The sequence below is a fragment of the Ruegeria sp. AM7 genome (assembly GCF_056535965.1).
In genome coordinates, this window is the sequence record NZ_JBQFJE010000003.1 from 1715028 (window position 1) to 1728623 (window position 13596).

13 protein-coding genes and 1 pseudogene are annotated in these 13596 nt (G+C 59.1%); 10 read left to right on the forward strand and 4 right to left on the reverse strand.

Going from position 1 to position 13596, the window contains the following annotated elements:
* Window positions 1–22: 22 nt before the first annotated feature.
* The 4 genes from ACR3EG_RS12490 (at window position 23) to ACR3EG_RS12505 (ending at window position 3301) form a co-directional block, all read left to right on the forward strand.
* Complete coding sequence (locus tag ACR3EG_RS12490; RefSeq protein WP_480496150.1) at window positions 23–541, forward strand: hypothetical protein; 519 nt, start codon at window positions 23–25, stop codon at window positions 539–541.
* Window position 542: 1 nt separating this feature from the next.
* Window positions 543–1955: a 3'-5' exonuclease gene (locus ACR3EG_RS12495; RefSeq protein WP_480496152.1), complete on the forward strand. Its 1413-nt coding sequence runs from the start codon at window positions 543–545 to the stop codon at window positions 1953–1955.
* An 89-nt stretch (window positions 1956–2044) separates the two neighbouring features.
* The gene (locus ACR3EG_RS12500) at window positions 2045–2545 is read left to right on the forward strand and encodes a flavin reductase family protein (RefSeq protein WP_480496153.1); all 501 of its coding nucleotides are present in this window, start codon (window positions 2045–2047) and stop codon (window positions 2543–2545) included.
* A gap of 54 nt (window positions 2546–2599) precedes the next feature.
* Entirely contained in the window at window positions 2600–3301 is a 702-nt protein-coding gene (locus tag ACR3EG_RS12505) for a sulfotransferase family 2 domain-containing protein (RefSeq protein ID WP_480496155.1), read from the forward strand.
* Here ACR3EG_RS12505 and ACR3EG_RS12510 read toward each other — a convergent pair whose 3' ends face one another.
* From ACR3EG_RS12510 to ACR3EG_RS12520, 3 genes are read right to left on the reverse strand one after another with little or no spacing between them, the layout of a single operon-like run.
* Window positions 3302–3781 (reverse strand): DUF6505 family protein, encoded by a 480-nt coding sequence (locus ACR3EG_RS12510; RefSeq protein ID WP_170750768.1) that lies wholly within the window; start codon window positions 3779–3781, stop codon window positions 3302–3304. It lies immediately after the preceding gene.
* A 2-nt stretch (window positions 3782–3783) separates the two neighbouring features.
* Window positions 3784–4473 carry a biotin/lipoate--protein ligase family protein gene (locus ACR3EG_RS12515; RefSeq protein WP_480496156.1) on the reverse strand — a complete coding sequence of 230 codons (690 nt, stop codon included), beginning with the start codon at window positions 4471–4473 and terminating at the stop codon, window positions 3784–3786.
* A complete protein-coding gene (locus tag ACR3EG_RS12520) occupies window positions 4470–5531 on the reverse strand; it encodes an Mrp/NBP35 family ATP-binding protein (RefSeq protein WP_480496157.1) in 1062 nt (353 codons plus the stop codon). The genes ACR3EG_RS12515 and ACR3EG_RS12520 overlap by 4 nt, the downstream gene beginning before the upstream one ends.
* A gap of 109 nt (window positions 5532–5640) precedes the next feature.
* Between ACR3EG_RS12520 and ACR3EG_RS12525 the strand changes: the two genes are divergently transcribed.
* The gene (locus ACR3EG_RS12525; RefSeq protein ID WP_480496159.1) at window positions 5641–6369 is read left to right on the forward strand and encodes a c-type cytochrome; all 729 of its coding nucleotides are present in this window, start codon (window positions 5641–5643) and stop codon (window positions 6367–6369) included.
* On the opposite strand, the gene ACR3EG_RS12530 is transcribed toward ACR3EG_RS12525, so the two are convergent.
* Complete coding sequence (locus ACR3EG_RS12530; protein WP_480496160.1) at window positions 6363–8315, reverse strand: 4Fe-4S binding protein; 1953 nt, start codon at window positions 8313–8315, stop codon at window positions 6363–6365. The genes ACR3EG_RS12525 and ACR3EG_RS12530 overlap by 7 nt on opposite strands.
* A gap of 264 nt (window positions 8316–8579) precedes the next feature.
* Between ACR3EG_RS12530 and ACR3EG_RS12535 the strand changes: the two genes are divergently transcribed.
* The 5 genes and pseudogenes from ACR3EG_RS12535 (at window position 8580) to ACR3EG_RS12555 (ending at window position 13584) form a co-directional block, all read left to right on the forward strand.
* Window positions 8580–9134 carry a DUF3305 domain-containing protein gene (locus ACR3EG_RS12535; RefSeq protein WP_480496161.1) on the forward strand — a complete coding sequence of 185 codons (555 nt, stop codon included), beginning with the start codon at window positions 8580–8582 and terminating at the stop codon, window positions 9132–9134.
* Window positions 9119–9715, forward strand: a pseudogene (locus ACR3EG_RS12540) (DUF3306 domain-containing protein); the annotation flags it as partial. The gene ACR3EG_RS12535 and the pseudogene ACR3EG_RS12540, both read left to right, overlap by 16 nt.
* 4 nt (window positions 9716–9719) lie before the next feature.
* Entirely contained in the window at window positions 9720–10331 is a 612-nt protein-coding gene (locus tag ACR3EG_RS12545) for a TorD/DmsD family molecular chaperone (protein WP_480496163.1), read from the forward strand.
* Window positions 10332–10394: 63 nt separating this feature from the next.
* Window positions 10395–10583 carry a ubiquinol-cytochrome c reductase iron-sulfur subunit N-terminal domain-containing protein gene (locus tag ACR3EG_RS12550; RefSeq protein ID WP_170352882.1) on the forward strand — a complete coding sequence of 63 codons (189 nt, stop codon included), beginning with the start codon at window positions 10395–10397 and terminating at the stop codon, window positions 10581–10583.
* 106 nt (window positions 10584–10689) lie between these two features.
* Window positions 10690–13584 carry a formate dehydrogenase subunit alpha gene (locus tag ACR3EG_RS12555; RefSeq protein WP_480496164.1) on the forward strand — a complete coding sequence of 965 codons (2895 nt, stop codon included), beginning with the start codon at window positions 10690–10692 and terminating at the stop codon, window positions 13582–13584.
* Window positions 13585–13596: the final 12 nt, after the last annotated feature.

The following is a 13596-nucleotide window of genomic DNA, read 5'->3' on the forward strand; positions in this document are numbered from 1 at the left end:
GGCCGAAATTGGGAGAAACGCAATGTTCCTGGAACTGATCGCCACAATCTTCGCAGGCGTCGCTTTTGCTGGCGTCGTGATGCTGGTGAACAAGGTGACGGGCGGTCGCTTGCCAAAGTGGGCTGCCCCTGTTGCGGCCGGTTTGGGGATGATCGGAATGACCATTTCCAGCGAATATTCCTGGTATGACCGCACCAAAGATACTCTGCCCGAAGGTATGGCGGTTATTCAAGAAATCGAAAGCCGCGCGTTTTACCGCCCCTGGACCTATGCGGCCCCGTTTGTTGAACGTTTTGCCGCGATTGACACAGCCTCGGTTCGGACCAACGAACAGGTACCCGAGCAACGGTTGGTAGACCTTTACTTTTTTGGGCGCTGGTCCCCGGTTTCCAAGCTGCCGGTCGCTGTGGATTGCGCACAGAACCAGCGCGCCAATCTGGCGGACGGGGCCGAATTCGGATCCGAAGGTCAGCTGCTGAACGCTGACTGGATCAACGCGGAAGCCAACGACCCCATCATCGAGGCCACCTGCGGAGTGTAACATGCTGACCCGGTTAAGCCTGCGCTTACGCATTTTCCTGTTTTTTTGCCTGCTGGCTGTAGGCGGGTTAGCTGTCAGTTCTCTCGCCTTGTGGATCAGTTATCGGCGCGTTGCAGATCCTGCATTGGTCAACGCCTTCATCTTTGCTGAAATCCTGATGGCTTTTGGTTTTGTGGCACTGATAGCCGCCGTTTGGTTGCTGTTTGATGACAACGTCGCCAAGCCGATCGAGCGTCTTTCGGCTGAGCTGCGCGCGCGCGCACACGCAGGCGTCAATAGGGAAATGGATGTTGAGGCCGCGCGTTACCTGGGTGATCTGGCCCCTGCTGCGGCTGGTCTGGCCGACCAACTGTCAGAGAAGACTATGAGCGTAGCCGAAGCCGTCGCTGCTGAAACCGCCCATCTGGCTGCCGAAAAGCAGAAGCTGACAGCCTTGCTGACCGACATTCCGGTCGCCATGCTGCTGGCCAGCCCGACGCATAAGATCGTGCTCTATGATGGTCAGGCGGCCGAAGTTCTGGCGCAGATTTCACATCCCCGCCTGAATGCGTCGATGTCCGAGTATTTTCAGATGGGTCCCTTGGAGCAAGCCTTTGCCAAACTTACCAAAACAGGGCTTGAGGTCGGTTGCACGCTGACAAATATCGACGGCACACAAACCTATATGGCACGCATGAAACCGTTGGGCGACGCGCCAGGTTACATGCTGATTTTTGACGACAGTGCCACAAACATCGCGCCCGAGGCCGCGCGGCCGCTGGTCTATGACTTTGCCCTATTGAACTCGGCTGCCAATAAGGAACTGCGTACACTTGATCTGCGTGAGCTTTGCTTTGTTGTGTTCGATACCGAAACCACGGGACTGCTGCCACATAGGGACGAAATTGTTCAGATCGGAGCAGTGCGTGTCGTAAATGGCCGGATAATTGAAGGCGAACGGCTGGATATATTGGTCAACCCCGGTATGCCAATCCCTGCTGCCTCGACCAAGGTTCACAAGATCACAGACAATATGGTCTCGGGCGCGCCTGGAATCGCCGAGGCTGGCCGGGTCTTTCACCAATTTGCGCAGGACGCGGTGATAGTTGCCCATAATGCGCCATTCGACATGGCATTTCTGCGCCGTCATGCCAACCGGATGGGCGTTGAGTGGAACCACCCAATTCTGGATACTGTCCTACTATCCGCCGTTCTGTTCGGCGCCAGTGACACACACACGTTGGACGCCGTATGTGATAGGCTCGACATCACTATCCCGCCAGAGTTGCGACATACGGCGCTGGGGGATGCGGTCGCAACGGCCGAGGCGCTGGTTCGTATGTTACCGATGCTTGAGGCGCGCGGCATGACCACCTTTGGCGCGGTGATCGAGGCGACCCGTCAGCACGGACGCTTACTGGAAGATCTGAACTAGGCTGGAAAAATACAGTTTCAAGCGCAGCTTTTCGTGGACAATTTCATTGGGCCGTGGCACCTGAGGCGCGGCCACTGAATGAGCGCGTGATGACCGAGACCACTTTCACCCCATCCCCCGACCAAAGCATCGCTTTCCGCGAAGCCTTGGGCTGTTTCGGAACAGGGGTCACCGTTGTGACAACGCATACCGAAATGGGGCCGCGGGCGATCACGGTGAATTCGTTTTCATCGGTCTCGCTGGATCCGCCTCTGGTTCTTTGGTGCCTTGCAAAGGACTCAAACCGGTTCGGCGCGTTCCATAACTGCCAGCATTATTCGATCCATGTCATGGCCGAAGATCAGCAGGATCAAGCACTGAAGTTTGCCGAAAATGGCGAAGACTTCTCGCACGCAGATTGGATAGCTGACCATGCCAAGCGCCCCCACCTGTCTGGTTGCCTTGCTCGGTTTGATTGCACGCTAAACGCCCAACACGATGCCGGAGATCACCTTATCCTGATTGGCCAGGTCGAAAAGGTGATGTACCGCACAGGCAAGGGGTTGATTTTCAAGCGTGGACAATTTGGGGGTTTTGCCGATCTAATATAGATTAATAAGCGTCAATTACATTGCTATATATGAATAATATAGCAATGTAATGCGATGATCGGCACCAGGAATAAAATAGTCTTCGTCCACATACCCAAAACCGGCGGAAGCTCGGTCGCATGGGCGTTACGTAAGGAATTTGATCGGCCGAATCCGTTGCAGCGGATGTTAAAAAGCTTGGACGGTCGAACGTTAAACAGGGGCATCTACCAAAAGTCGCGGTTCCAGCCACTTCCAGATCATGCCAAGGCGATAGACTATCTGGAACGCTTGGGTCCAGTGTATTGGACAATGCGCTCGGTCGCCTTCGTTCGTAATCCATTCGACTTGTTGATTTCTCTATATAGCTACATCCAACAAACCGAAATTCATCATGACCACCAGGCGGTCAAAGGCATTTCTTTTAAAGAGTTTATATTGACGCGCTGCGGAGGCGAGCTTTCACCTTACAGACAAACAAGTTTCCTGTTGGACGAACAGAACCGATGTCTTGTCAGCTATGTTGGCCGAATGGAAAACCTAGGCACCAACTTCCAGAGTTTTTGCGCGAAAGTCGACATCCAAGCCAGTTTAAGCCACCAAAACAAGTCCAATAGATCAAGGGTAGTTGCGGATCACTACAACTCCGAGATGATAGATATTGTCGTCGAAACGTTCCGCGCGGATTTCAACTTACTAGGCTACAGCACTGATCCGAATAACCAATCCATAGACCCGATGGAGTTGCTGAAGCACCCTAAGCTGAAACCAATTTAGTTACTCGTCCAGCGACCCATGCACGGCCAGTGCCTCAAGCTGGGTTTCCTGCGGGGTGATGATGCGGAAAGCCTCATGCACACCCGTCTCGGATAGTTCACGGGCGACGGTCAGCAGGGTGTTGGGCGCATGTTCTTCGCACAGCTCGGACATATGAGTGATTTCGGCTTGCGCGACGCCCATCGCCGCCTCAACCGAAGGCGCGCCGTAGATTTGTACGAAATGCTCAGCCAGGTTCTGCGCAATCTGGTCGATCTCGGCTGGTTCCACTTGCGTCACTGCCACGAATGTCACCCGGCCGAAGGTCTCGACACCCAGCCATCCGTTCGCGAAAGCCTGCCGGGCCTTGCCCTCAAGATCGCCCTCGCCCCAGTTCGAAAACTCGAACCCGCCCGAGATGCACCACTCGCCCGTGCGGGCCGGGGAATGAAATACGTTCATGTCGCTTTCGTCGAAATGGATCGCGCGGGCCAGTTTCATCTTTAGTTCTCCAGTAGATCCGTCAAGGGGCGCAGGGTTGTGTCGGCGCCGTCGCGGATCAGCATGCCGAACCGCTCGTCGGCGCCCAGAAAGACACCTGTGTCATAGGGTTCGCCCACCCCGCGTAGCAGCCCCATCCATTCGGCATGAAGCGGCGCATTTCCGTCCTCTTGCCAGCGGTTGAGCCATGTCAGCATATGCCTCGACCAGCTTTCGACCAGTTGGGTCGGCGACACCTCGGCACAGCCTTCATCATAAAGCGCTGTAATTTCTGGATTTTCGCCCGGCGCGTCGCTGGTTTGCAGCAGTGCCAGTTCCCAGCCAACGATCAGCCAATCGGGCTCTTCCTCGGGCGCAGTGCTTGAGGCCGCGACCCGAAACATCCCACATTTAGCCCCGTTCACACAGATCGGACCGTCCCAATCTAGGTGTACTGCCACCTCGGGCGGGGCTAGCGCGCCCAGCGCGTTCTGGAACCCCACAGCGCACAAGGGCAGCATCGCCATCGCGTCCTGCAGCGGAACTTCGGGTGCAAAGACGATAGCCACGCGTAAGCGGTCAGCCTGAATGTTGTAAACCACGGTACCCGCATCGCATCCCAGCGCGGCCATGGCCTGCGCGCGCTGAAACGGGTCTTGTCCCCCCTGCACCGGGTGACCGACCAACAGAGGGGGAAAAACCGGCTCGCTCATGCGTTGCCCTTGGCGATCAAGTCGCGGGCGATTTTGCGGAACGCGTCGGCCTGCGGGCTGTCGGGTTTGCTGACCACGATGGGCGCGCCTCCGTCTGCTGCCACGCGTATATCCAGATGCAAAGGGATTTCCCCCAGCAGCGGCACACCCAGCGATTCAGCCTCGGATTTCACGCCACCATGGCCGAACACATGTTCCTCATGCCCGCAATTCGAGCAGATATGGGTCGACATGTTTTCTATCATGCCGACGATCGGCGTTTTCAACTGGTTGAACATGTCGATTCCCTTGCGGGCATCGATCAGGGCTACGTCCTGCGGGGTCGACACAACGATGGCGCCATCCACCTGGAACTTTTGACTCAGTGTCAGTTGCACATCACCAGTGCCGGGCGGCAGGTCGACGATCAGCACATCCAGCGCGCCCCATTGCACCTGGTTCATCATCTGCTGCAACGCGCCCATCAGCATCGGGCCTCGCCAGACAACCGCCTGCCCTTCGTTGGTCATCAGCCCCATCGACATCATGGTGACGCCGTGATTGCGCAGCGGCAGGATCGTTTTGCCATCCGGGCTGGCCGGACGCCCCGAGACACCCAGCATCCGGGGCTGCGACGGGCCGTAGACATCCGCATCCAACAGACCCACGCGCCGCCCCTCGGCAGCCAGCGCACAAGCGAGGTTCGCGGATACGGTGGATTTACCGACCCCGCCCTTGCCCGAAGCAACAGCGATGATCCGATCCACACCGGCCACCGGCTGAGGGCCGGTCTGCGCTGGTTTCGGCTTGGGTTTCAGATCCGGCGGCGCCTTGTCGGAATGCGCGGTCAGCATGGCCGAAGCCTTGGTAACGCCATCCACCATCTGCGCGGCCTGCTCGGCCGTGGCGCGTACGGGCTCCATCTTGTCGGCGTGCTTTGGGTCAATCTCCATCACAAAGCGTACGGCGTCGCCTTCGACGTTCAGCGCGCGCACGATACCGGCGCTGACAATGTCCTGACCGGACACCGGATCGGTAATTTTTTTAAGGTTCGCCAGAACCGCGTCACGAACACTCATGCCTGTAACCCTTTGATTTTCCCAACCGTGTGGCTGCTGTTCATTGCATGTGTCTCCGTCTCATTCTGTTTATTTGACGCAATCGGGGCGCTGCCGCTAGGCTGACCTCATGCGCGTACTCCTTTTGTGCCTGAGCCTGACGCTCACCGCCAGCCCCTCTTGGTCGCAAGAGGCGTTGGGGCTGGCTGCCCCGCCCGAGGTTGCCGACTCTGGTCTGTTGCAACATATTCTTCCACGCTTCTCGCTCAAGACCGGGATACGCGTTATTGCGGATGATACGGGCGTTTTGGTGCTGGAAAGCGGCCCGCCGGGTGAACCGGTCTTTGCCCGCGACGGTGTGATCTATCACCTCAGGATCGGTGAGGATGCCAAACACGAACGGTTCCGCGACTGGCTGCTGTCCGATATCGGCAAGCGCACGGTTGAAGGGTTTGCCCCGGAAACCGGCGCGTCGTTCTCGGCGGAGTTTGAGATTGCGGCGGTTCAGGAAGAGGTCGTGGTTGATGGCGACGCCGCGTGGGGCGAAGAGCTGTCGATGACCCATTGTGGGCGCTGCCACGTGATCGGCCCGCAAAACCGCATGAATGGGCTGGGCTCGACGCCATCCTTTGCCGTCCTGCGCGCCATGCCCGACTGGTCGGAACGATTCGAAGCCTTCTTTGCCCTGAACCCACACCCCGCCTTTACCCAGATCGACGGGCTGACATTGCCCTTTGACCCCGAACGCCCCTCGCCCATCCACCCCGTCCAGATGACGCTGGACGAGTTGGAGGCGATACTGGCCTTTGTTTCGGTCATCAAAGCCGCGGATCTGGGCGCACCGTTGCAGCTTCAGTGATCCTTGCGCTTTGAGAAATAATCCTCGGTCGTAACAACCTTGGGACGCGGCGCAGACTGGAACGGGTTGTCCTGTTGCTGGAACTGCGCGTTTACACGGCAGTTGTCGCACATCTGGATCATCCGCGCCTTGTCCGAGGTGGCGAACATCGGATGCGTGCCCGACAGCTTCTCCATGATCCGTTCGACCGTAGATTTCACACCAAACAGCGCGCCACATTCGACGCATGCAAAGGGCTCTTCCTCGTTCAACACCTGCTGAGACAGGGCCGCATCGCTCAGGTCCAGTTGCGGGACCAGAGTGATCGCATCCTCGGGGCAGATTGTCCGGCACATACCGCATTGCAAGCAGGCATCCTGCTGGAAGTTCAATTGCGGCATGTCGGGGTTGTCGATCAACGCCCCCGACGGGCAGAGCGACACGCAGCTTAGGCACAGCGTGCAACTGTCGGTATTGACTGCAACGGCCCCGTAAGGCGCATCTTCGGGCAATGGCAGCGGAGCTTCGGCCTGAGGGTTGAGCGCCTGCGCGGCCAAGCGTGCGATTTGACGCCGGTTGCCCAAGGGAAGCACCGGGTCGGCCAAAGGCTCTGGTACGTCCTGTGCGTATAGTTCGTCAGACATCGCATCCGGATCGGCCTGATCAATCAGGCCCAGCTTGCCCGCGCCTGCGATGGCCTCGGCCAATGCCAGTTCACGATCCAACGCGTCCCGCTCGGTCGTTGGTGCCAGCAAGACATCCACACGGGCAAACCCATGGGCCAGCGCGGCCAGCATTTCGGAATGGCCAAAGCCAGAGATCACGTTCAGTTCCAATGGGATCACGTCGGCAGGAAAACCGCGACCAAAGCGGGCGGACAGCCGGATCATCTCAGCCCCGTGGGCATCATGAACCAGCAGCCGGGGCGCGTGACCCTCGGCCCGTCTAAAGGTGCGCGCCAGAATATGCATACGAGACAAAAGTGCTGCAACCGGCGGGTCTTCGTAGGTGATCGCCGTCGAGGGGCAAACCGCCGCGCATTCACCGCATCCGGCACAGATCATAGGGTCGATCGCTACATGTTCACCCGCAGAGGTGATCGCACCAGTCGGGCAGATATCCAGACAGTTCGAACACCCTACCTGTTCGGCGCGGGAATGGGCGCAGAGGGTTTCCTCCATCCGCACATAAAGCGGCTTTTCGAACGTGCCGACCAGTTGCGCGGCCTCAAAGGCCAGACGTTCAACAGCGACCGTATCCTTGGGATCGGCCCTCAGATACCCCTCGCGCTTGGCGGGGGCCTGCACAAACGGCGTATCCCCGGTCAGATCTAGCACGATATCGCAGGATGAGCCCGCCCCATCGCGCGGTTCAGACCATGCAAACGCCCCGCGCCCGCCGGGTTCTAACTGTTGTAGTGCATCCAGCCGCAGAGAAAATCCGCCCAAAGCACCGGTCAGCGACCGAACACGCCCGCGCACCACATCGTAGGCGCGCGACATCGGCTCGCTGTCGTCGGTGCTGAGGACCGTGACGGCCAAGGTCGACGAAAGACGCTGGGCCAGATCAAACGCAACTGCACCGGGGCCGATGATAAAACACGTGCCTTCGCTGACGACATCGACGCTGGGCGTGATTGGCTGCGGCAACAGCGCCTCGGCCGCCAGCGCTGCCATCTTGGGGGCTGCATGCGCGCCCTCATCCGACCATCCCGCGCGGTCACGCAGATCGACGAAACCGGGGGCCTCGACCCCAAGCTCATCGGCCAGGTTGCGAAAAACTTCCTGCTCTTGCCCGCAGGCGACGATCACGTCACCGTCCAGCATAAACTTGGCAGCTGTCTCCAACTCGCGCGTACACAGGGCCGTGTGGACCTTGGAACAGGTCGCATCGCAGGCGGATGCCATCTTGTCTGCGTCCACGCGCTGAGTGCCCGCGCAGTCGCATAATAAAATCTTGGTGCTCATATCCCCTCCCCGGATGTCGCGCCATCTCACAGCACAGTAAGCTGTATTCGGGGGACGGCAATGTAAACCCCATCGCAAACACGCCAAATCCAAACCCCGGACGCGCTACACAACCCTGTTTTTCTACTCGGGAACAAGGCCCCTCACGAACTCGCTATCGACGTATGCGACTAAAGTCGTAGTGCTTGGACTTGGCAGAAGATCACTTTGTGTACCATAGTGGACATGGGGAAGGCAGGGGAGAGTCTTCCGGGGAGGATTTACGTGGCGAAGGCCGCTACTCAGATTGAAATGCCGATAGGCGTTGTTGTGCGCAAAACACCCGGTGTGACTCGCTGGGCGAAATGGAACTGGCGTGCGATTGCGGTGTTGCCCGGTGCGGGCCCTGCCGATTGGCACGAAATGCGCCGGGAAGGCGAAGCTGTGGAATACCACGCTGCCACCCTGCCCCTCACTTTGTGGGAGGATGAGACCGAGGCGTATATGGTCAACCTGTCCGACGGCACGCCCTCGATATACCTTGTGCTGCGTGATGCGCTGGACGGGCAACGCCCGATGGATGCTGTGCTGGTTACAGCCTCACCCTATGAAGGACAGGACTACGCGGATACCGGTGAAGAGATTGTCGAGAAAATTCCAATGACCGACGGGCTGATCGCCTGGGTACGGGATTTTGCGTTGGAACATCACCGCGATGAGGTTTTTGTCAAACGCAAGCGCGACAAGAAACGCACTGATTTGGTCGAAGATGGCAAAGGCGATGCGCGCATACGGCAAGAGTCCGATGTTTACCGCGCCCCGCGGAGGATCATCCAATGACCGAAGCCCGCGATTTCTGGTCCCGCCGCAAAGCCGCCGTACAGGCCGAGGTTGAGGCCGAAGTAATCGCAGCCGAAGAACAGGTGATCGCGGACCAGCGCGCCGAGCTTGAGGAAAAGACCGACGCCGAGATTCTGGCCGAGTTCAACCTGCCCGATCCCGATCAGTTGCAAGCGGGCGATGACGTCTCGGGCTTTATGGCCAAAGCCGTTCCCGACCGTCTGCGCCGCCGCGCCTTGCGCCGGTTGTGGCGGCTGAACCCGGTATTGGCCAATATAGACGGCTTGGTGGATTATGGTGAGGACTACACCGACGCGGCCTGTGTGATCGAAAATCTGCAGACCGCCTATCAGGTCGGCAAGGGTATGCTTGCTCATGTCGAAGCGCTGGCCGCCAAGGCCGAAGCCGAGGCGGAAGAAACCGAGATCGAGGTCAAGGCCGAGGAACCTCAGCCTGAACCCGAAGAGATCGACCTGCCCGACCCAGAGCCCGTTCTCGTGGCTGAAATAGAACCAGACGCGCCGGAGGAGGCGGAAGTCGCCCCTGCCCCGCGCCGCATGAAATTTGAATTCGAAGGATAACCGAATGACCGCAAGTGAAGCGCAACAGATGGATGTCTCAGCCGAGGATCGCCTGCGCGCGGATTTCTACAACTTTCTGGGCCTGCTGCTGGCCGGTCCGCCAGATCAGATGCTTCTGGACCAAATGGTGGGCCTCAGCGGCGATGACAGCGATCTGGGTCAGGCCATCCAAGCGATGTCGCGGGTGGCCAAAGTCACCAAACCTGCGGCTGCTGAACGTGAGTTCAACGCACTGTTCATTGGTTTGGGACGCGGAGAGCTTTTACCCTATGCCAGCTTCTACCTGACCGGGTTCCTGAACGAGAAACCCTTGGCTCAGCTGCGCAACGACATGGCCGTGCGCGGTATTACGCGGGCGCAAAACGTCTATGAACCCGAAGACAACATCGCCTCGTTGATGGAGATGATGGCGGGCATGATCGTCGGCCGGTTCGGTACGCCCGCGTCTTTGGACGACCAGAAAGCGTTCTGGAACAAACATATCGGCCCTTGGGCCACGCATTTCTATTCGGATTTGGAAGGCGCCGAGAACTCGGTCCTCTATGCCTCGGTCGGCACTGCCGGTCGGGTCTTCATGGAGATCGAGCGTGAAGCTTTCCGAATGTCGGCAGCGTGAGACGTTGTCATTCGCCAGCGTCCCTAGCGGGGCGTTAAACTGCAAATGGGAAAGGAGAACCCCATGAGCAAGACCAAGGAAGAAGGTGCAACGCGCCGCGACTTCCTCAAACTGGCCGGAACCGCAGCGCCTGCTGCTGTCGCCGCCGCCAGCCTGACCGGACAGGCCGAAGCAGCCGAGCTGCCCACGGACGAAACCCGGATGCAGGACACCGCGCATACGCGCGCATATCTGGAAAGCACCCGGTTCTAGGATCGGACGTTTTCAACACCCGACAGACGGTTGCGATTGGCCCTGACGTCGGTTTTGCGAAGTACCAAGCAGCCGTGGCTGACACGGCACGCAAGGGAGGAAAGTAATGCTTAGGAAAAAGACCAACGGGGTTGCGAGACGCCCCCAGCGGACAAGTATCCTGTCCCAGGTCGGCGAGAAAACCGTCGATCGCCGCGCATTTCTGCGTGGCTCGGGCCTGACGATCGGCGGCCTTGCCGCGATCAGCGCCACGGGTGGAACCGTGACGCCAGCCAGCGCCCAGACAGCGGCAAACACCGCCGTAGAAAACATCAAATCCGTATGTACCCACTGCTCGGTCGGCTGTACAGTCGTTGCCGAAGTGCAAAACGGCGTCTGGGTCGGGCAAGAACCCGGCTGGGACAGCCCGTTCAACCTGGGTGCGCACTGCGCCAAGGGGGCCTCGGTCCGCGAGCACGCCCATGGTGAGCGCCGCCTGAAGTACCCTATGAAAAAGGAAGGCGGAGAGTGGAAGCGCATCAGCTGGGAACAGGCGATCGACGAGATCGGCGACGGCATGATGAACATCCGTCAGGAATCCGGGCCGGACAGCGTGTACTGGCTGGGATCCGCGAAACACAATAACGAACAGGCCTATCTGTTCCGCAAGTTCGCCGCCTACTGGGGCACGAACAATGTGGACCATCAGGCCCGTATCTGCCACTCGACCACTGTTGCGGGCGTTGCGAACACATGGGGCTACGGCGCCATGACCAACTCGTATAACGACATGCACAACAGCCGGGCCATCTTTATCATCGGTGGTAACCCGGCCGAGGCGCACCCCGTCTCGTTGCTGCATATCCTGCGTGCTAAAGAGCAGAACAACGCGCCTCTGATCGTCTGCGACCCGCGCTTTACGCGCACCGCGGCCCATGCGGATGAATATGTCCGTTTCCGCCCCGGTACAGACGTCGCACTGGTCTGGGGTATCCTGTGGCACATCTTCGACAATGGTTGGGAGGACAAAGAGTTCATCCGCACCCGTGTCTGGGGCATGGACCAGATTCAGGAAGAAGTGCGCAAGTGGAACCCCGAAGAGGTTGAGCGCGTCACCGGCACGCCCGGTTCGCAGCTGCGCCGCGTTGCCCGGACCATGGTTAACAACCGCCCCGGCACTGTCGTATGGTGCATGGGCGGCACTCAGCACACCAACGGCAACAACAACACCCGCGCCTACTGCGTGCTTCAGCTTGCGCTGGGCAACATGGGCACATCGGGTGGTGGCACCAACATCTTCCGCGGCCACGATAACGTGCAGGGCGCGACGGACCTTGGTGTTCTGTCCCATACCTTGCCCGGCTACTATGGCCTGTCGAAGGGTGCTTGGGGTCACTGGGCCCGTGTCTGGGGCGAAGATCCCGAATGGCTGGCGGGTCAGTTCGCCACGATCAAGGACAAGGAAGGCAAGGACAAGCCGCTTCAGAACGAACGCGGCATCCCGGTCTCTCGTTGGATTGATGGTGTTCTGGAAGACCCGGCCAACATGGATCAGGACAACAACGTCCGTGCCATGGTTCTGTGGGGCCACGCGCCCAACTCGCAGACCCGGATGACGGAAATGAAGACGGCGATGGAGAAGCTGGACATGCTGGTCGTGATCGACCCGTATCCCACCGTCTCGGCGGTGCTTCATGACCGCACCGATGGTGTCTACCTGTTGCCCGCCTGCACGCAGTTCGAAACACGTGGCTCGGCCACGGCATCGAACCGGTCTCTGCAGTGGCGCGACAAGGTTGTTGATCCGCTGTTCGAAAGCTTGCCGGACGAGGTCATCATGGCCAAGTTCGCCAACAAGTTCGGCTGGGCGGACCGCTTCTTCCGCAATATCGAGATGGAAGATGCCGAGACCCCGAATGTTGAAAGCATCACGCGTGAATTCAACTCGGGCCTCTGGACCATCGGCTATACCGGTCAGTCGCCGGAACGTCTGAAAAGCCACATGGCCAACCAGCACACGTTCGACAGAACCACGCTGCAAGCCATCGGTGGACCAAACGACGGCGAATACTACGGTCTGCCCTGGCCCTGCTGGGGAACGGCTGAGATGGGGCATACGGGGACACCAAACCTGTATGATATGTCCAAACCGGTGGCCGAAGGTGGCCTGACCTTCCGCGCCCGCTTCGGTGTGGAACGCGACGGTGACAACCTGCTGGCCGAAGGGGTCTATAGCGTTGGATCGGAAATTCAGGACGGATACCCTGAATTCACGATGCAGATGCTGATGGACCTTGGCTGGGACGGCGATCTGACCGCCGAGGAACGCGCGGCGATCGACGCTGTTGCGGGTCCTGAAACCAACTGGAAGACCGACCTGTCCGGCGGTATCCAGAGGGTTGCGATCAAGCATGGCTGTGCGCCCTTCGGGAACGCCAAAGCCCGCGCGGTCGTCTGGACCTTCCCGGATCCGATCCCACTGCATCGCGAGCCGCTTTATACGCCGCGTCGCGATCTGGTGGAGGACTATCCGACCTACGAGGACCGTCAGGCCTATCGCCTGCCCACCCTTTATGCTTCGATCCAGAAGAACGACTTTTCAAAGGATTACCCGATAATCCTGACGTCTGGTCGTCTGGTCGAATACGAAGGCGGCGGCGATGAAAGCCGGTCGAACCCGTGGCTGGCCGAGCTGCAGCAGGACATGTTCGTCGAGATCAACCCCCGCGATGCCAACAACCTAGGTATTCGTGACGGGCAACAGGTCTGGGTCGAAGGGCCCGAGGGCGGAAAGGTCAAGGTGATGGCGATGCTGACCAACAGGGTCGGCGCTGGTGTGGCCTTTATGCCGTTCCACTTTGGCGGCCATTTCCAGGGCGATGATCTGCGGTCGAAATACCCCGCAGGTGCAGACCCCTATGTCTTGGGTGAAAGTTCCAACACCGCCCAGACCTATGGCTACGATTCAGTGACCCAGATGCAGGAGTCCAAGTGTACTCTCTGCAAGATCTCGGCAGCGTAAAGGAGGACGAAA

Excerpts from the sequence above, each read along its gene's own strand:
- ACR3EG_RS12495 (WP_480496152.1), top strand. The coding sequence starts at position 543 with ATGCTGACCCGGTTAAGCCTGCGCTTACGCATTTTCCTGTTTTTTTGC.
- ACR3EG_RS12550 (WP_170352882.1), top strand. The coding sequence starts at position 10,395 with ATGAGCAAGACCAAGGAAGAAGGTGCAACGCGCCGCGACTTCCTCAAA.
- ACR3EG_RS12545 (WP_480496163.1), top strand. The coding sequence starts at position 9,720 with ATGACCGCAAGTGAAGCGCAACAGATGGATGTCTCAGCCGAGGATCGC.
- ACR3EG_RS12505 (WP_480496155.1), top strand. The coding sequence starts at position 2,600 with ATGATCGGCACCAGGAATAAAATAGTCTTCGTCCACATACCCAAAACC.
- ACR3EG_RS12500 (WP_480496153.1), top strand. The coding sequence starts at position 2,045 with ATGACCGAGACCACTTTCACCCCATCCCCCGACCAAAGCATCGCTTTC.
- ACR3EG_RS12530 (WP_480496160.1), bottom strand. The coding sequence starts at position 8,315 with ATGAGCACCAAGATTTTATTATGCGACTGCGCGGGCACTCAGCGCGTG.
- ACR3EG_RS12520 (WP_480496157.1), bottom strand. The coding sequence starts at position 5,531 with ATGAGTGTTCGTGACGCGGTTCTGGCGAACCTTAAAAAAATTACCGAT.
- ACR3EG_RS12555 (WP_480496164.1), top strand. The coding sequence starts at position 10,690 with ATGCTTAGGAAAAAGACCAACGGGGTTGCGAGACGCCCCCAGCGGACA.
- ACR3EG_RS12525 (WP_480496159.1), top strand. The coding sequence starts at position 5,641 with ATGCGCGTACTCCTTTTGTGCCTGAGCCTGACGCTCACCGCCAGCCCC.
- ACR3EG_RS12515 (WP_480496156.1), bottom strand. The coding sequence starts at position 4,473 with ATGAGCGAGCCGGTTTTTCCCCCTCTGTTGGTCGGTCACCCGGTGCAG.
- ACR3EG_RS12490 (WP_480496150.1), top strand. The coding sequence starts at position 23 with ATGTTCCTGGAACTGATCGCCACAATCTTCGCAGGCGTCGCTTTTGCT.
- ACR3EG_RS12510 (WP_170750768.1), bottom strand. The coding sequence starts at position 3,781 with ATGAAACTGGCCCGCGCGATCCATTTCGACGAAAGCGACATGAACGTA.